This is a genomic window from Neorhizobium vignae (assembly GCF_000732195.1).
GTDB classification, from domain to species: domain Bacteria; phylum Pseudomonadota; class Alphaproteobacteria; order Rhizobiales; family Rhizobiaceae; genus Neorhizobium; species Neorhizobium vignae.
This window is the reverse complement of sequence record NZ_JNNU01000003.1, coordinates 463,463-480,562: the sequence shown is the minus strand read 5'-3', so window position 1 is coordinate 480,562 and position 17,100 is coordinate 463,463. Positions and strand designations below refer to the sequence as shown.

Annotated in this window: 18 protein-coding genes; 10 read left to right on the top strand and 8 right to left on the bottom strand. The window is 60.9% G+C overall.

The annotated features are described in order from the left end of the window. The coding region (gene istA / locus GQ59_RS06845; RefSeq protein ID WP_152564256.1) for an IS21 family transposase at nt 1-1,192 on the bottom strand (1,192 nt) is incomplete at its 3' end. A 292-nt stretch (nt 1,193-1,484) separates the two neighbouring features. On the opposite strand from istA, the gene GQ59_RS06840 reads away from it, so the two are divergent. From GQ59_RS06840 to GQ59_RS06825, 4 genes are read left to right on the top strand one after another with little or no spacing between them, the layout of a single operon-like run. Further along, complete coding sequence (locus GQ59_RS06840) at nt 1,485-2,129, top strand: lysophospholipid acyltransferase family protein (RefSeq protein ID WP_037079081.1); 645 nt, start codon at nt 1,485-1,487, stop codon at nt 2,127-2,129. Next, nucleotides 2,126-3,073, top strand: coding sequence for a phosphatidate cytidylyltransferase (locus GQ59_RS06835; RefSeq protein ID WP_037079079.1), 948 nt, complete (start codon nt 2,126-2,128; stop codon nt 3,071-3,073). The genes GQ59_RS06840 and GQ59_RS06835 overlap by 4 nt, the downstream gene beginning before the upstream one ends. Next, nucleotides 3,061-3,468, top strand: a complete 408-nt coding sequence (locus GQ59_RS06830; RefSeq protein ID WP_037079076.1) for a hypothetical protein — start codon at nt 3,061-3,063, stop codon at nt 3,466-3,468. The genes GQ59_RS06835 and GQ59_RS06830 overlap by 13 nt, the downstream gene beginning before the upstream one ends. Beyond that, a complete protein-coding gene (locus GQ59_RS06825; protein ID WP_037079073.1) occupies nt 3,465-4,106 on the top strand; it encodes a CDP-alcohol phosphatidyltransferase family protein in 642 nt (213 codons plus the stop codon). The genes GQ59_RS06830 and GQ59_RS06825 overlap by 4 nt, the downstream gene beginning before the upstream one ends. A 100-nt stretch (nt 4,107-4,206) precedes the next feature. Here GQ59_RS06825 and GQ59_RS06820 read toward each other — a convergent pair whose 3' ends face one another. The 5 genes from GQ59_RS06820 to GQ59_RS06800 all read right to left on the bottom strand — a co-directional run bounded on the left by GQ59_RS06820 (nt 4,207) and on the right by GQ59_RS06800 (nt 8,555). Beyond that, entirely contained in the window at nt 4,207-4,929 is a 723-nt protein-coding gene (locus GQ59_RS06820; RefSeq protein WP_051903838.1) for an amino acid ABC transporter permease, read from the bottom strand. Nucleotides 4,930-4,932: 3 nt separating this feature from the next. Next, the gene (locus tag GQ59_RS06815) at nt 4,933-5,592 is read right to left on the bottom strand and encodes an amino acid ABC transporter permease (RefSeq protein WP_201772417.1); all 660 of its coding nucleotides are present in this window, start codon (nt 5,590-5,592) and stop codon (nt 4,933-4,935) included. Between the two features lie 73 nt (nt 5,593-5,665). Further along, entirely contained in the window at nt 5,666-6,511 is an 846-nt protein-coding gene (locus tag GQ59_RS06810; RefSeq protein WP_037079069.1) for a transporter substrate-binding domain-containing protein, read from the bottom strand. A 98-nt stretch (nt 6,512-6,609) separates the two neighbouring features. After that, entirely contained in the window at nt 6,610-7,380 is a 771-nt protein-coding gene (locus tag GQ59_RS06805; RefSeq protein WP_051903837.1) for an amino acid ABC transporter ATP-binding protein, read from the bottom strand. Nucleotides 7,381-7,406: 26 nt separating this feature from the next. Beyond that, entirely contained in the window at nt 7,407-8,555 is a 1,149-nt protein-coding gene (locus tag GQ59_RS06800) for an NAD(P)/FAD-dependent oxidoreductase (RefSeq protein WP_244447923.1), read from the bottom strand. Nucleotides 8,556-8,721: 166 nt separating this feature from the next. Between GQ59_RS06800 and GQ59_RS06795 the strand changes: the two genes are divergently transcribed. Beyond that, nucleotides 8,722-9,840 carry a LacI family DNA-binding transcriptional regulator gene (locus tag GQ59_RS06795; protein WP_051903836.1) on the top strand — a complete coding sequence of 373 codons (1,119 nt, stop codon included), beginning with the start codon at nt 8,722-8,724 and terminating at the stop codon, nt 9,838-9,840. A gap of 119 nt (nt 9,841-9,959) precedes the next feature. Here the strand turns inward: GQ59_RS06795 and GQ59_RS06790 are convergent, their stop codons facing one another. After that, the gene (locus GQ59_RS06790; protein ID WP_037079065.1) at nt 9,960-10,682 is read right to left on the bottom strand and encodes a ribonuclease activity regulator RraA; all 723 of its coding nucleotides are present in this window, start codon (nt 10,680-10,682) and stop codon (nt 9,960-9,962) included. A gap of 73 nt (nt 10,683-10,755) precedes the next feature. Further along, nucleotides 10,756-11,541: an IclR family transcriptional regulator gene (locus GQ59_RS06785; RefSeq protein WP_037079062.1), complete on the bottom strand. Its 786-nt coding sequence runs from the start codon at nt 11,539-11,541 to the stop codon at nt 10,756-10,758. 210 nt (nt 11,542-11,751) lie between these two features. Here GQ59_RS06785 and GQ59_RS06780 point away from each other — a divergent pair, with 210 nt between their 5' ends. The 5 genes from GQ59_RS06780 to GQ59_RS06760 are packed head-to-tail and all read left to right on the top strand — an operon-like array spanning nt 11,752 to nt 17,093. Continuing rightward, a complete protein-coding gene (locus GQ59_RS06780) occupies nt 11,752-13,272 on the top strand; it encodes an ABC transporter substrate-binding protein (protein ID WP_037079059.1) in 1,521 nt (506 codons plus the stop codon). A 41-nt stretch (nt 13,273-13,313) separates the two neighbouring features. Continuing rightward, the gene (locus GQ59_RS06775; protein WP_037079056.1) at nt 13,314-14,234 is read left to right on the top strand and encodes an ABC transporter permease; all 921 of its coding nucleotides are present in this window, start codon (nt 13,314-13,316) and stop codon (nt 14,232-14,234) included. After that, complete coding sequence (locus GQ59_RS06770; protein ID WP_037079053.1) at nt 14,231-15,148, top strand: ABC transporter permease; 918 nt, start codon at nt 14,231-14,233, stop codon at nt 15,146-15,148. The genes GQ59_RS06775 and GQ59_RS06770 overlap by 4 nt, the downstream gene beginning before the upstream one ends. After that, nucleotides 15,148-16,119 carry an ABC transporter ATP-binding protein gene (locus GQ59_RS06765; RefSeq protein ID WP_084683089.1) on the top strand — a complete coding sequence of 324 codons (972 nt, stop codon included), beginning with the start codon at nt 15,148-15,150 and terminating at the stop codon, nt 16,117-16,119. Before GQ59_RS06770 ends, GQ59_RS06765 begins: the two co-directional genes overlap by 1 nt. Next, on the top strand, nt 16,116-17,093 hold the full coding sequence (locus GQ59_RS06760) for an ABC transporter ATP-binding protein (RefSeq protein ID WP_037079050.1): 978 nt from the start codon (nt 16,116-16,118) through the stop codon (nt 17,091-17,093). Before GQ59_RS06765 ends, GQ59_RS06760 begins: the two co-directional genes overlap by 4 nt. Nucleotides 17,094-17,100 lie beyond the last annotated feature (7 nt).

The window sequence follows — 17,100 nt, the reverse complement described above, 5'->3', positions numbered from 1 at the left end:
ACGGAGCGCCGTTGCGCAAGGCACCGGGTTTGCGAGCGAGGACAGGAACATAGTGCCAGGGATCATAGACGGTCTCGCCACGGCCGAAGCTGCGCTGATGTTCCGCAACCGTCACACCATCCTGCTTGATGACGATCCGGTCCGCATAGGCATGAACCTCGACGGGGCGGCCGACGGCAGTCGACAGGACCGAGTATTTGTTGTTGTCGAAGCGGACAGTGCAGGTCTTCGACACCGAGGCCGGAACGCTGTGGAAACCATCGAATGGGCCAACGTAATGCACAAGGCACCCACGCTCGGCTTCGAACATCTGCCAGATCGTCTGCGCCGTCTGTTCGGGATGGCTATGGGCCTTGGCATAGGCAACGCATTTGTCGAGCAGCCAGACATTCAGTTCCTCCAGGCTTTTGACCCTGAGGCGTGGCGTGAAGAACCGCTCACGCACGAGGCCGACCTGGTTCTCGACCTGTCCTTTCTCCCAGCCGGATGCTGGCGTGCACGCTACGGGGTGGACGAGATAATGGCTGCACATCTGCAGGAAGCGGCGATTGTAGAGCCGCTCCTTGCCGATAAAGACGGCCTCGACCGCCGTCTTCATGTTGTCGTAGATGCCGCGCGTGCAGGTGCCACGGAAGAAGTCGAAGGCCTTGTCGTGCGCGTCGAAAACCATCTCCTGGCTCTCACGCATATAGGCCCGCGCGAACATCATCCGGCTGTGGCAGAGCCGGACATGAGCGACCTTCACCGTCGTCGTCACGCCCTGGATCAGGACGATCTCATGGCTCCAGTCGAACTGATAGGCCTCGCCGGGCGCATAGTAGAGCGGCACATAGGCCTCGGCCGTCACGGCACCCCGGTCCTTCGACCATCCCTTCGCATAGCGCCGGATCGCATCGTAGCTGCCGTCGTAACCCAGCGCTCGAAGCTCTTCGTAAATCCGGATCAGCGTCAGCCGTTCACGAGAGGGCTTGCCTTCGTTCGCAGTCAGGAAGCGCTCGATCTGAGCCTTCCAGGCCCCGGTCTTCGGAAGCGGCTGCCGTTCGCGCTCATAGGAAAAGTCCGTCTCATCAGATCGCAGTATCTTGCGGACCGTGTTGCGGGAGACATGCAGCTCCCGGACGATCTTCTTCACCGACCAGCCCTGAACATGGAAGGCTCGACGAACACGCGCAATCGTATCCACTCGCTTCAACTCCCCCTCCATCCGCCTGCAAAAGACGGATGGTCAGACGAAACAGGTAGGGGGTCAAAATTGGACGCCGGTCACCCCGCCAGAGGGGTCAATATTCCACGCCGAAACACAGGGATTACTGACAACCAATCCGGATGGATTTCCGGTGTCCGGATGACCGAGACTGTCAACGGGAAAGAGTGCGACGGCATCGGTGCTGTTTTTCGTTGGAATGTTCCAAAGTCCCTTTCTTCCGACTGTGACAATGCTAAAGTTTTAATCGGCGTTATCGCTCAGGTCGACCGGGGGACGAATGAAGGCTTTTATAACAAAGGCCGCGGCGGCGGCGATCGTCGTATTTGCCCGTGCGGTCACGGCGGTTCGCGCCATCTGGCCCGAGGAGGGCCTGCCCACCCGCCCTTGCGTTTATTTCGCCAACCATTCCAGCCATGGTGACTTCGTTCTGGTCTGGACGGTATTGCCGCCAAGGCTCCGTCGTCAGGCTCGTCCGGTTGCCGGTGCTGAATACTGGCTGAAATCGCGCCTCAACCGCTTTATTGGCCGAGACGTCTTCAATGCGGTTCTGATCGCCAGGGAGCGAGACCAGCGGACAGAGGATCCCGTCACGCAAATGGCCGCGGCGATCGACGCCGGATCATCCCTGATCCTCTTTCCGGAAGGCACGCGCAACCAGTCCGAGGCCCCTCTTCTTCCGTTCAAAAGCGGCATTTTTCATCTGGCAGCAGCCCGACCTCACATAGATCTCGTTCCAGTCTGGATCAACAATCTCAACCGGGTCATGCCAAAGGGAGAGATCGTCCCTATACCGCTGATCTGCACCGTCACCTTCGGCAGCGCCCTGCGTTTGGCTCCGGATGAGGCCAAGGACGCCTTCCTTGAGCGCATGCAGACGGCTCTTCTAGCGTTATCCCCCAAGCCTGCAGGGAGTGGTGAATGAGTGCCGCGAGTTCCGATCTATTGACGCTGGTGGCCGGTATCTTCGGCGTGCTTATTCTTGCATCGACGATTGGCTACATGCTGCAGCAGCGCCTCTCGCCAAACGGTTCGAACGCGGCGATCGAAAACCTCAACGCCCGGATCAAGGCCTGGTGGATCATGGTTATCCTGATCGGCATCGCTTTCGTGGCGGGCCGCATCGGGGTTCTCGTTCTATTCGGCTTTTGCTCTTTTGCCGCGCTCCGGGAATTTGTGACCCTCATCAATACCCGCAGGGCCGATCACTGGGCACTGGCCGCCGCCTTCTTCATCGTGGTGCCGCTTCAGTACTATCTGCTCTGGGCGGAGCAATACGGCATCTTCTCGATCTTCATTCCGGTCTATGCGTTCCTGCTGATGCCGATCATATCGGTGCTCAGGGGCGATACGGAGCGTTTTCTGATCCGCATTGCGGAGGTGCAATGGGCGTTGATGATCTGCGTCTTCTGCGCCTCGCACGTCCCGGCACTGCTGACCTTGAACATACCGGGCTATGACGGCCGCAACGTACTGTTGATCGCCTTCCTGGTGATCGTCGTCCAGCTGAGCGACGTGCTGCAATATGTCTGGGGCAAACTGTTCGGGCGCACCAAGATCGCACCGAAACTGTCGCCGTCCAAAACAGTCGAGGGCTTCGTCGGCGGCGTCATCAGCGCCACTCTGATCGGTGCTGCCCTCTGGTGGATAACCCCATTCACGCCTGTTCAGGCAGGGCTCCTCGCCTTCATCATTACGCTGATGGGCTTCTTCGGCGGCCTTGTAATGTCGGCGATCAAAAGGGATCGCGGCATCAAGGACTGGGGCAATCTCATCGAAGGCCATGGCGGCCTGATCGACAGGCTCGACTCCGTCGTGTTCTCGGCACCGATCTTCTTCCATATCGTGCGCTACTGGTGGTCGCTGTGACGCCGGATGCGCTGAGAGGGATTGCACGCAGCGGGACGGTGCATGTGCTGTTCGCTTTTCTTGCCATGGGCGGCTGGGCCGTCTTTGCCAATCGCGCCTATCCAATGCCGAGACCGCTCTATTCCGGTCTGGTGCAGGGCGTGATGTCCGCCTGCCTGACACTCTTCCTGAAGTCGGTGATCGACAGGCTTTCGAAGCGCTTTGACGGCCCGACGCAGTTGTGGGCACCGCCGCTGATTGCCTGCCTCGGCTCGACTGCGGTTCTCGTCGCGATCCATGCGGCAAGCGGCACGCCGGAAATCCTCAAGACCGTCGCGGTTCCGCTCCTGGTATCGACAAGCTACGCCGCGATCTACAATTATTCGATCTCAGCAGGACGAGGGGCCGGGACATGACCGAAACAGGCGACAGGCGGCCGCTGGCAAGCCGCAACACCCGCTGGGCAGGCTCGATCGCGCGATGGATGGCGTCGAAAACCATCACCCCCAACCAGATATCGCAGGCGAGCATGGTCGCGGCAGCCCTTGCCGGTGGCGCCTTCTACATCGCGGGACAGACGGTCGGTTGGTCCCGCATCGCCTGCCTGCTCGTGGCCGTGCTTTGCTGCCAGGGCCGGCTGCTTTGCAATCTGTTCGACGGCATGGTCGCCGTCGAAGGCGGAAAGGGAGAGCCGGACGGCCCGTTCTGGAACGAATTCCCGGACCGCATCGCCGACCTGCTGATCTTCGCGGGCATCGGATATGGGATCGGCATGCCCGGCCTCGGCTGGGCCGCCGGCGCTTTTGCCGTATTGACGGCTTATGTCAGGGAGCTCGGCCGGGCCACCGACAATCCGAGTGATTTCTCCGGCCCGATGGCAAAGCAGCACCGGATGGCAACGATCACCGCAGCAGGATTGATATCCGTGCTTGAGCCGTTGTGGGGCGGCTACAATCAGATCCTGATGATTGGTCTCGGTATCATCGCGCTCGGCGCAGCCTTTACCGCATTCCGCCGTTCAAGGACGTTGATCATACGCCTCAAGACCCTCTGAAAGGGTCTTGGAGCAGGCAATCGCGTAAACGGCCAAAGTCGCTTAGTTGAAGCCGAGCCGAAGATTTCGGCCTGCGCGATATCAAGCACAGGATGCCAGTTCAGGTCGTGCTGATCTGAAGGGCAACCACCGGCTTCGCGAGCCCCGTCTTGCCATTGGTCCGCTGGTAAGGTTTCGCGAAATGCCGCTCGAGCTTCGCGCCCAAGGCAGAGATCGACCAGCAGAGAGCAAAATACACCACAAGAATGGCGCCGTAGACCAGATAGGCCGGGCTTCCTCCGCGCGCGATGGTCGTCTGCTCGATCAGGATCTGCGCCGAGCGCAGCAGTTCGTTGACACCGAGGACCGCGCCGAGAGAACTCGCCTGGGTGAGGCTGGTGACGAGGCTGACATAAGGGGGCAGAATGACAGGCATCGCCTGCGGGACGATGACCAGGAATAGCCCTTTCCAGCCGCGAAGGCCGGATGACAGGGCGGCTTCCCGCTGGCCGCTCGGCACGGACATCAGGCCGGCGCGAATAATATGCGCACCGTTCGCCCCACCCCAGACCGACACGCTGAGCGCGCTCGACCAGAACGGATTGAACGACAGGCCCGCGTGCGGCAGCACGAAATAGACCATCAGCACCGTGACCATCAGCGGAATGTCGCGAAGGCATTCGACGAGAGCGTAGACAGGCCGCCTCAACCACCACGTTTGAGCGGAGAGACCGGCTGCGAACGCCACCGCGAAGAATGTACCGCCCGCGATCATGACCGACGAGAGAAACAGGGTATTGAGGAGGCCCTCCAACAGGAAGGACTGAAATTCCAGAAGCAGCATCGTTTACCTCCCGCCGAAAGGTCGGCTGAGACGTCGTTCGACCATGTAGCCGAGGCCGGAAATGGTGAAGACGCAGATTAGATAAATCACGCAAATCGAAGCGAACATCTCGATCGCCCGGAAATCGTAGGCGATCCGGTCGACGGCGACAAAAGTAAGCTCCACCAGGCCGATCGCCTGCAGGTAGGCGGAATTCTTCACCGTAGCCACGATCGTATTCATCGCCGATGGCAGAGCGGCACGGGTCGCCAGAGGCAGCACGATGAATACCGAATGTTGCCAGCGCTTGAGGCCGAGCGACGCCGACGCGTCATGCATTCCCCTGCCGACAGCCGCGAGACCCGCCCGGAAATTTTCGATCTGAAAGGCACTTGCCCAGGCCGTGAGAGCAATGACTCCGGACCAGAAGATGCTGAAGCGCAACCCCAGGCTCGGAAGGCCATAGAAGATGAAGAAGATCTGCACGAGGTAGGGCGTGCCGCGAATGAATTCGACATAGGCCGTGACAGCATATTGCAGCGGCTTGATCCCGCTTGTCCGCAAAACCGCGCCTAACAGGCCGATAAGGCAGGACAGGAATATTGCGAGAAAGCTGACGATCAGCGTCATTTTGAGGCCGGTCATCAGGTCCGGCAGGGCCTCGAGAATATAAGCAAAATCCATGGCCGTCATCCTGCTCGAAAATACCGGTGCACACGGGGGTCCTGACGGTTTCAAACGTCAGGACCGGATTGGTTCACTTTGCAGCCGGCGGGTCGGTTTCGAAGGATCTTACCATTTCCGCCGCGACGACCGGATCCTTGACGAAGGTCGGCACCGTCTTTGAGTAGAATTTCTCGGTCTTCAGCTTCTTGACCACACCATTGACGAAAGCCTTGAGTTCGTCTTCACCCTTGCGGACGCCGACGCCATTGAAGCCGAGATCGACGGGCTCTTCCAGCGTGCGGAATTCAGGATAGTTGGCCGCAAGCGTCGCGATCGTGATCGCATCTCCAACATATCCGTCGGCGCGGCCCTGCTGCAGAGCCTGCAGATTGTCCGCATTGGTGTTGAGCTGGACGAATTCCAGGCTCGGGATGCGTTCCTTCAGCCACTTGAGCTGCGAGCCGCCCTTGATGATGAGCATGGACTTGCCGTCGAGGTCAGCCAGTTTCTGAACCTTGCTGTCCTTCGGCACGATCACCCGGCTGCTGCCCCAGTAATAGATATCGGAATAGTCGATCACCTGTTCACGCGACGGCGTCTTGCCGAGCGTCGCAATGATCAGGTCGATCTTCCCGCCCGTCAGGGAGGGAATGCGGGCGTCCGTCGCCACGCAGCTCAGTTCCGCCTTTTCGGCTGCCCCGAAGGCTGCAATGCCGATCTGCTTCGCCATCTCGATCTCGATGCCGGCCGGCTTGCCGTCGGTGCCGGATGCCCCGAACGGAGGAGAATCGCATTTGACGCCGATGCGGATTACGCCGGCATCCTTGATCGTCTTGGGCAGGGCCTGAGCCGAAGCAGGCAGCGCCGGAAGCGCAAGGACGGCAAGAGTGCCGAGAGCTACAGCCGTGCGGCGCAGCATGCTGATGGATGTGTACATGACAGTCGTTCCCTTTGTTTCATTGTTTTGCCCACCGAACGTTTGCCCGTCCGTATGCTTTTTGCCGCAACCGGTCCGGATGCAGAAAATCAGACCTGCTAGTGCAGTATCTGGCTGAGAAACGCCTTGGTCCGGCTTTCCTTCGGATTGCTGAAGAACTCCCCCGGAGGCGCGGTTTCGACGATCCTGCCCGCGTCCATGAACACCACTCTATCCGCCACCTGCCGCGCGAAACCCATTTCATGTGTGACGCACACCATGGTCATGCCGTCGTTCGCCAGCTGCGCCATCGTGTCCAGCACCTCGCGCACGAGTTCCGGATCGAGTGCCGAGGTCGGTTCGTCGAACAGCATGATCTTCGGGTTCATGCAGAGCGATCGGGCGATCGCCGCGCGCTGCTGCTGTCCGCCGGACAACTGGCTTGGATAGAAATCGGCTTTATCCGGAATTCGCACCCGTTCCAGATAGGCGCGCGCCACAGCCTCAGCATCCTTTCTCGCAACGCCCTTTACCCAGCGGGGAGCCAGCGTGCAGTTCTCGAGCACGGTGAGATGCGGATAGAGATTGAAGTTCTGAAACACCATGCCGACGTCCTGCCGGACACGGTCGATGACCTTCTTGTTGTCCGTCAGCTCCGTGCCGTTGACGATGATGCGGCCCTTCTGGTGCTTTTCCAGGTAATTGATGCAACGGATCATGGTGGACTTGCCGGACCCCGAGGGACCGCAAACGACCACCTTTTCACCACACCTGACGGTGAGGTTGACGCCGTGCAGCACCTGGAGGATGGAGAACCATTTGTCGACGCCGGACAATTCGACGGCAATTTCCGGATCAACCATCTCCGAAGTCTTCCCATTCGCTGTCATCTGCAATCTCCTCCCTGCAGCTCAGCTTACGATGCCAAGGCCTGGCTTTTCTGCGCGAAACGGGCCGGCCGGAAATTTGCAAGCAGAGGGCTCACCTCCCCGGTCACGATTTCGCGCGCGATGAGCTCACCGGTAATCAGGCCCAGTGTCGCGCCGCTATGGCTGAAGGCGACGAAATAACCCGGAATGCCCTCGAGCGGACCGATCACCGGTTCCCCATCACCCGGCACAGGCTTCGGCCCGCAGTGATAGCTTTCCAATTCGAGTGTAGGATTGCCCTCGAGCACGTTCGAGGCTTCCGAAAGAAGACGACGAAGCGTCTCTTCCTTGACCTCGTAAGTCCCATCGGAGCCACGATTGAGTTCTTCCTCCGACCATGCGGAATCGCAGACGACCGCGCCGTCCCGCGTCGGTCGCAACGCTACGTTCGGCGTATTGAGAACCGCGCGAACTGCAGGGCCGAAAGGCTTCGATTTGACAAGGAGTGCGATCGGGGTTCCGTCGGCAATGGCATGGCCCGCCTGTTTTACCATGTCAGGTACGGCCGCACCGGTGGCGACGAGAACTGCGTCCGCCTTTATATACGTACCATTCGCCGTCGAGACCCCGGCTGTCCGACCACCCTTGATGTCGACGCTTGCCTTTCCTGCATGGGCCACGGCCTGGCCGCCGAGTGCCTTGAACTCCTGGAGGAGGATATCGATCAGGGAAGGCAGATCCACCCAGCCCTCACCGGGATTGAAAATCGCGCCCTGAGAAGAAATCGCGGCCACGTTGATGCCGGGCGTGACCTTCACCACTTCTGCTGCAGCGAGAAGTTGGCAATCATAACCGATCGCCTGTTCGTGGGCGCAGGTTTCCGCAATCCGGTTCGACGCGTCGTCCGCATCCCATGTCAAACCGCCCTCGAAGCGCAGCCATGCAGCGCCTTCATTGCGGCTTGCCAGCGTCCGGTAGCGATCGATCCCGATGACCCGAAGACGGTGATATGCGGCGGAACGGAAACGCGCCGAGTTGAGCCATGCCAGGGATCGGCCGGACGCCCCGCTGGCGAACGCCCCTTCCGTGACCAGGGTGACGTGTGCGCCGAGTCGGGCCAGATGAACCGCCGAGGAAACACCGAAAATACCGCCACCGATGACGACAATCCGCTGGCTGGAGGATGAGGTTGTCAACTGCATGTTCCTTCGTCTTTGACTATCGTAGGGCCTTCGTCCATCGGCGGCGCAAAAGCATCGATATTTCCAATGAGACCGGTATCAAGCGTATTTGAGACCGGTCTCACATGTCAATGTGTGATTTTCTTGACGCCGTTTTTTTCTCAGCCTATGTCACGGACCTATGATGAAGAGAACGACGTCAAAGCGGCTTGTCACCATCTCGGACGTTGCGCAGAGCGCAGGTGTATCCAAGGCAACCGCCGCACGCGTTCTCGGCAGCTACGGTACGGCAAGCCCTGTCGTGAAGGAGAAGGTTCGCGAAGCCGCAAAGAGGCTCGGCTATCAGGCCAACGAGCTTGCGCGCAGCATGACGACCGGAAAGTCGAAGACGATCGGGGTCATCGTCGGCGATATCGAAAACCCGTATTTCGGTCAGGCCGTGCGCGGAATCAGCGATGCGGCGCACGCTGCCGGCTTCGATGTTATTCTCTCCAATTCCGGCGAGGATGCAGCCAAGGAAAAGGCGGCCGTACGCGTCCTGCTGGGCAAGCGCGTGGATGGATTGATCGTTACTCCGGCCTCTGTATATGAGACACAGCATCTGCACGAGATTCAGCGATCCGGCCGACCTCTCGTCCTTCTGGACCGGACCATCCCGGATCTTGCGGTCGATGCCGTCGTTACGGACGACCGGCAGGCTGCCGAGGCCGCTACCCGAGCGCTGATCGAAGCCGGCCATCGCCGCATCGCCTACATCTCAGCCACGGAAGCGGACGACCCGATCTACCGGGGACCACACCAGATCAATCTGAGCACGGTGATGGAGAGAATAGAAGGCGTTGTCGCGGCAAGCCGGTCTGCCGGTATCGAGAATCCGGAGCGCTATATCCGGCTCGGTGCCAACCGCCGCGGCGAGGGTGACAAGATCATTTCCGAGTTGCTTCAGGGCGCCGACAGGCCGACTGCCATACTCGCTTCGGATAACGTGGTGGCGCTTGAAGTGTTCAAGACCCTTCGCAGACTGGGCATGTCCATCCCTCAAGACCTGTCGCTGATCGCTTTCCACGATGCCGACTGGACAAGCGTGACCAGCCCGCCGATTACGGTGATTGCCCAGCCAGTCTACGACCTCGGCTTCGAAAGCGCGCAAATCCTCGTCCGGCGCATTACCGGCAGCGGTGATGCGCCACGCTGCCGGGTACTTGCGACCACCCTCATCAAGCGGCAATCGATAGGGGCTCCGCCTGAGATTCAGGAGAGCCCCGCCGTTCTTCAGAACAATGCCGCTAAAATCGGTTGATGCACGTTTGAATTGGCGTTGATTTCAACCCTATCGTCGGGGCCTAAGCGCGTCGCCGTAGACGAAGATTCCACCCTGGCGAGCTACAGGGCCGAACTCGTCGAACGTTGTCACCGGCGTCAAACGGCCTCGATGCGGGCCCTGCGCCAAGCCTCGAACCGCTCGAGCGTTTCCTTGTTTGGCGGATAGACACCAAGTGTCGGCTTGCCCGCCTCGATCTCCAGCTTCAGGAACTCTTCCTGTTCCTCCATTGCGACGGCCTCGTCAGCGATCTCGTACACATATTCCCGGGGAATGACGATGACGGCCTCGCTGTCGCCGAAGATGATGTCGTCTGGATAAACCGCGACACCGCCGCAGGCGATCGGCTGGTTCATATCGGAAGCATGGTGGGCAACCAGATTGGCCGGAGCTGCCGGTCCCATGCAATAGGTCGGGAGGGCCAATTGGGCGATATCGGCCGTATCGCGAACGCCGCCATCCAGTACAAGGCCAGCGCATCCGCGGTAGACAAGGCGCCGGGCCAGCATCGCGCCAATCCCGGCAATCTCCGCCAGCGAACGGCAATCGAACACGAGGACGTGCCCCTCGGGTATCGTGTCGATCGCCTTGCGCTGCTGGTTGGAGGGATCGGAACTGTAGGTCGAGCCGTCGATATCCTCCCGGGCGGGTATGTAGCGAACGGTGACGGCCGGGCCGATCATCGGTTTGTCGGCGCCGGCGAGCGGCCGCACGCCGCGAACCGCAGTGTTTCTGAGCCCACGTTTCAGCAGCAAGGTGCTGAGGGTCGCCGAATTTGTCCGCAGAAGCTTTGCGTAAACCGATGGGTCCAACGCCGCCATGATTAACCTCCGTTTGTCCGGCTGCGAGGTCTAGCATAACGACACGATAGTTCAACTGCGAATTTATTGTTTCTTATTTGGACGATGGATGAGCGCCACTGATAGCCTTCATCACCAAGGCAGCTCCGTCGAGGACCTCGCGCTTGATTGATCGAGCGCGCTCCGGCGTCGCCTCGCCGATGAACGGCACGCTGACGGTGGCGACCAGGCGTCCTGCAGAATCGAATATGGGAGCAGCGAAAGCTCGCAAGCCAAGGTTCGATTCCTGATTGTCCTCAGCACTTCCGCTGCGGCGAATTTCAGCGAGCGCCTCTTTCAGCGTCTCGGGATCGGTGATCGTATACGGGGTCCGGGCCTCCAGACCGCCGGCGCAATATGCCTCGATCTCGTGGTAGTCGGAAAAGGCCAGCGCAAGCTTGCCGGCAGCACCGACATGCTTGCGCGAACGACCGCCGACCTTAATGAACAAAGCGTAGTCGCCGGGGCTGGGGGCCGCAAATATCGTCATCATTTCATCGCCTTCGGGCGCCGCCAGCCTGAAGGATTCATAGATCCTGTCAGCTGCTGCCGCCAGAACCGGCCTCGCCGCCTCGATCAGCGTCACCCTATCCGCACCGGGCGAAATACGCCGCGCGAGCTGCACGAATTTCGGCCCCAGTTCGTAGGAAGCCCCGCCATTCACCCGAGCCACGAGCCCGTGCGCAGTCAGCGAATTAAGGATGCGATACACGGTCGAACGAGGCACTCCGAGCTGATCGACCAACGCACCGAGCGAAATACCGGTCTTCGCGTCAGCGACGGCTTCAAGCAGATGCGCCGTCTTCTCCACCACCGGAGAGCCATGCTTTGGTTCACTCATGAACTTCAAATTCCATATACGGATTACCGGCCTTGACTCAGTCAGATCGAACGAGCATGTTGGCATCGCAAGTGTCACATTTGACACTACGCACTTGCGGGAGGAAGTAAAGCCATTTGAGCGCGGGTTATTCCCCGGCCCCGGATGACTTTGAGGAAGAGATCGCCGCGACGCCTTATGCGGCTCGTTTGGATTTGGAGGAGGGCTTTCATGAAGAAGATTACGGCTATCCATGCGTTGAGCATGGGGCTTGCAATGTCGTTGGCGGCAAGCGCCGCAATTCCCGCTCGCGCGGCCACGGACAAGCTGACGGTCGTGGTGACGGATGAGCCGAAATCGCTCGATCCCTGCGACACGGACCTCTCGGGCAATTCACGCATTCTGCACAACAACATCACCGAAGCTCTCGTCAATCTCAGCCCCAAGGATGGTTCGGTCGTCCCGAGCCTCGCGACCAGCTGGCAGCAGGTCGATAGCCTGACCTGGGAGTTCAAGCTGCGCGAAGGCGTGACCTTCCACGACGGCAAGGCGTTCGATGCCAATGCGGTTATCGCGGCTCTGAAGCGGGCCCAGGACCCGGCGCTCGCCTGCGAAGTGGGACTCGCCACGCTGAAGGGCCTCAAACTCAAGGCAGAAGCGGTGAACCCGACGACCCTCCGCATAAAGACGGACGTCGTCGAGCCGATCCTCCCGAACAAGATGTCCGCCCTGGACATCGGTTCGCCGGCAACCCCGGGCGACGCCAAGACGCGCACGCCGGCCGGGACGGGACCTTACAAGCTGGTCGCGTGGACACCCGGCCAGTCCGTGGGTCTGGTGGCCTATGAAGGCTATTGGGGCGACAAGCCGGCAATTCCCAACGCGACGATCATCTGGCGCGCCGAGTCCGCGGTGCGCGCCGCGATGGTCGATACCGGCGAAGCGCAGATCGCCTATGAAATCGCACCCCAGGACGGCACCACCGGACAGGATCAGGCCTTCCCAAACGCCGAAACCTCGCTGTTGAGGATCGATGCGCAGATCGCGCCCCTCAACGACAAGCGCGTTCGCGAAGCACTCAACCTCGCGATCGACAGGGATGGTCTCATCGGAACGATCTTCCACAAGGACGCTCAAAAGGCGATGCAGGTCGTGCCACCGTCGGTCTTCGGCTTCAATCCGGACATTCCCGTCTGGACCTACGATCCGGAAAAGGCGAAGTCACTGCTTGCTGCAGCCAAGGCGGATGGCGTGCCGGTCGACAAGGAGATCGTCATCTACGGCCGCATCGGCATCTATCCGAACTCGTCCGAAAGCCTGGAGGCCGTTCAGGCCATGCTGGCGGATGCTGGCTTCAACGCCCGGCTTGAAATGCTCGAGACCAGCCCGTGGCTTAAGCGGCTGCTGAAGCCGTGGGACAAGGATCGCCAGCCTTCCATCCTGCAGACACAGATCGACAATGCCGAGGGCGATGCGGTGTTCACGCTGCCGAACCGCTTTACCACCGATGGCAACCAGTCGACCATCACGGACGCTGGTCTCGACAAGCTGATCGCCGATGGCTCGAAGGCAACCGGCGACGAGCGCAAGAGGCTGTTTCAACAGGCATTCAAGTACATCGCCGTCGATGCGGTCAACATCGCACCGCTCTTTCACATGGTCACGATCGCCCGTGTCGCCAAGAACGTGAACTATACGCCTGATGTGCAGGCCGGCAACGAGATCAAGCTGAAGTCGATCAGCTACCGTTGATCTGCCCGGCCGACGGCTTGTATGTCGCTTGAGGAGAGCGGATGTCCTTCACCTATTTCCTGAAACGTGCGGCCTTCGCGGCACTCGCGCTTGCGGCGCTGATGACATCCGCCTTCTTTCTCGTGCGGTTGACGGGCGATCCCGTCAATCTCTACCTGCCCGTCGATGCATCGGATGCGGCACGTGAAGCCATGCGCATCCGTCTTGGGCTCGATCGCTCGCTCCTGCTCCAGCTCTTCGATTGGGCTTGGGATATTCTCAGCCTCGATTTCGGAATGTCTCTCTGGCACAACCGCCCGGCCATGGACGTGGTGCTGGAGGCGCTGCCGAACACGCTCGCACTTGGCGCCATCGCGTTGGCTCTGGCCTTCACAGCCGCGATCGTCATGGGATCCATTGCTGCCGTGAATGCCGGTGGCTGGATCGACCGGGGCGTCAATGTCCTGTCGCAGGCAGCCGCAAGCGTGCCGGATTTCTGGCTTGGCCTGATGGGCGTGCTTCTGTTTGCGGTCACCTTCCGCATTTTGCCGACTTCAGGCTTCGGCGGCCCGATTTATTGGGTGCTACCCGTCGCCTGCCTGTTTGCCCGACCTTTTGGAACTCTGGTGCAGATCGTCCGCGGCTCGATGATTGAAGCGCTGAATGCAACATTCGTCCGGACGGCACGGGCCAAGGGTGCGCGTGACGGACGGGTCACCTTCGTGCACGCGCTCCGCAATGCCCTCCTTCCGGCAGTCACTGTGACCGGCGACCTTGCCGCCCAGTTCGCCGGCGGTGGCGGCGTCGTCGAGGTGGTCTTCGGGTTTCCCGGCATCGGCAAACTCCTGATCGACGGCATTCTGAAACGCGATTTCGCGATCGTCCAGGCATCGATCTTTGCCGTCGCTGTCGTGATCTTCGTCATCAATATCCTGGTCGATATGCTTTATGCCTCGATCGACCCGCGCGTGAGGGTCGAATGACCGACACATCCGCCGAATTCCTCCCGGCCCGCGAGCGCCGTAGCCGCCGCATCCTCTGGCTCCTGCGTGCGCTCGCGGGTGACCCGATGGCCGTCGCGGCGACGATCTGGCTGCTGATCGTCGTGCTCGCCATCTTCACTGATTCCCTGTCGCTCCTGGGCGACAACCGCATTTCGCTGAAGGCGCGCAACCTGCCACCGTTCGACTTCGGCCAGTCCTGGACCTTGTGGCTGGGTGCCGACGCGCTCGGAAGGCCGCTCCTCGTCCGTCTCATCCAGGCGGCTTCGACGACGATCGGCATTGCCGTGGTGACCGTGCTGACAAGCCTGATCGGCGGAACGCTGCTGGGCGTGATCGCCGGTTATTTCGGCGGCGTCGTCGGAAACGTCATCATGCGGATCTGCGATATCATCCTCGGTTTCCCGACCCTGTTGGTGGCACTCTTCGGCCTCTATCTGTTCGGTCCGAGCGTCGGCAACCTCGTGATCGTCCTCGCCGTCACCCGAATGCCGGCCTATATCCGGGTCGCCAGAGCCGAAACGCTGGAGGTTCGCGAACGACTTTTCGTCGATGCGGCGCGCGCCTTCGGTGGCGGGCCGACCTGGATCCTGCGCACCCATATCCTCCCCAGCGTCGCACCCACCATGCTGACGCTCGCCTCGGTCAATCTCGCCATGGTCATGTTGTTCGAATCCGGTCTCAGCTATCTCGGCCTCGGCATCCAGCCGCCTTCGGTAAGCTGGGGGCTGATGGTCGCCCAGGGCCAGGGCTATCTGTCCTCCGCCTGGTGGCTCGGATTTTTCCCCGGCCTCGCCGTGATGCTCACCACCATGTCCTTCAACCTCCTCGCCAACTGGTTCCGGATCGTCAACGATCCGTCGCAGCACTGGCGCCTTGTGAGCCGGAGGCGTTGATGGCCCTTCTCGAAGTCAAGGATCTGCAAGTCAGTTTTGATACGGCGTCCGGCCGCATATTCGCACTCAATGGCGTCTCCTTCTCGCTGGAACGCGGTGAAGTCCTGGCACTTCTTGGAGAAAGCGGCTCCGGCAAGTCCGTGACTGCATCTGCCATCATGGACCTCGTTCCCAATCCTCCGGGCGCGATCGACCGGGGATCGATCCGCTTCGACGGGGCGGAACTGTTGACGCTTTCGGGCAACGAGCGGCGAGATCTGTGCGGCAGCCGGATCGCCCTCATCTTTCAGGATGCGCTTGCGGCACTCAATCCCGTCTATCCCGTCGGCTGGCAGATAGCGGAGATGTACCGCATCCACGGCCGCAAGCCGAAAGGTGGCGTCAAGAAGGCCGTGATCGACCTGCTGACGGCAATCGGCATTCCCGACCCTGAACGTCGGGCGCGGCAATATCCGCACGAATTTTCCGGTGGCATGCGTCAACGCATCATGATCGCCATGGCCGTAGCACTCGAACCGGATGTCATCATCGCCGACGAGCCGACGACGGCGCTCGACGTCACGATCCAGGCGCAGGTGGTCGATCTTCTGGCCACAATCCGTAAACGCGGCGATGCCGGGATGATCTTCATCACTCACGATCTGGGTGTGGTAGCCGAACTCGCGGACCGCGTGGCCGTCATGTATGCCGGCCGGATCGTCGAGACCGCAAATGTCTTCGAACTCTTCGAGGATGCACGACATCCCTACAGCCTCGGCCTGCTCGCCTCGCAGCCGCGCGTGGATACCGATGAGGACGAACTGGTGCCGATCCCCGGCTCGGCGCCCAATCCCCTCGCCCTTCCTTCAGGCTGCGCGTTCAGGACGCGCTGTCCACGCGCCGAAGGGCTCTGCGCAGAGGTCGTCCCTCCCCTTGAAACCGTGGGGCCGGGCCGCCAGGCCGCCTGCCATTTCCCGGTATCGCCAGCATGAACCAGCCTCTTCTCAAAGTCCAAAACCTTTCCCGACATTTCGGCAGCGGCGCGACGCCCGTGCGGGCAGTCGATGACGTCAGCTTCGAAATCGCCCAAGGAGAGACCCTCGGCCTTGTCGGCGAAAGCGGTTGCGGCAAGACTTCCCTGGTCAGGACTCTCCTGAAGCTCGGGCCGGCGACCAGCGGCAGCGCTGTTCTCGATGGTGTGGAAATCACCAAAGCGAGTGGAAGGGAGCTGCATGAATTGCGCCGCAAGATGCAGGTCGTCTTCCAGGACCCCTACCAGTCACTGAATCCGCGCATGCGGGTCGACCGGCTGATCTCCGAACCCTGGGCGCTGCATCCGGGTGCCGTGCCGAAGGCCCGCTGGCGGGAAGAGACGGTCAAGCTGCTTGAATCCGTTGGACTGCGTGCGGAACATGCGGACCGCTATCCTTCGGAATTTTCAGGCGGCCAGCGGCAACGGCTTGGAATCGCGCGTGCCCTGACACTCGACCCGACCCTCCTCGTCTGCGACGAGCCGGTCTCCGCCCTCGACGTCTCGGTTCAGGCACAGGTCGTCAACCTGCTCGCCAGGCTGAGGCGTGAGCGCAATCTGGCAATGCTCTTCGTCGCGCACGACCTTGCCGTCGTGCGGCACGTCTCGGATCGAGTGATGGTCATGTATCTCGGCAAGATCATCGAGACCGGGCCGAAACAATCGATCTTCAGCGCGCCGGCACATCCCTATACGCAGGCCCTGATGTCGGCCGTTCCGACGCCGGACCCAAGACTTCGCGGACATCGCAAGCGCATTGTCCTGGAAGGCGATCTTCCAAGCCCTGCCAATCCGCCGAGCGGCTGCCGATTTCGGACGCGCTGCTGGAAGGCCACTTCGATCTGCGCCGAACAGGAGCCTGGCCTGACGGCAAGAACGGCTGCCCCGGGGTTGCTGACCGCCTGCCACCATGCAGATGCCGAAACCGGACATTGACGATGCC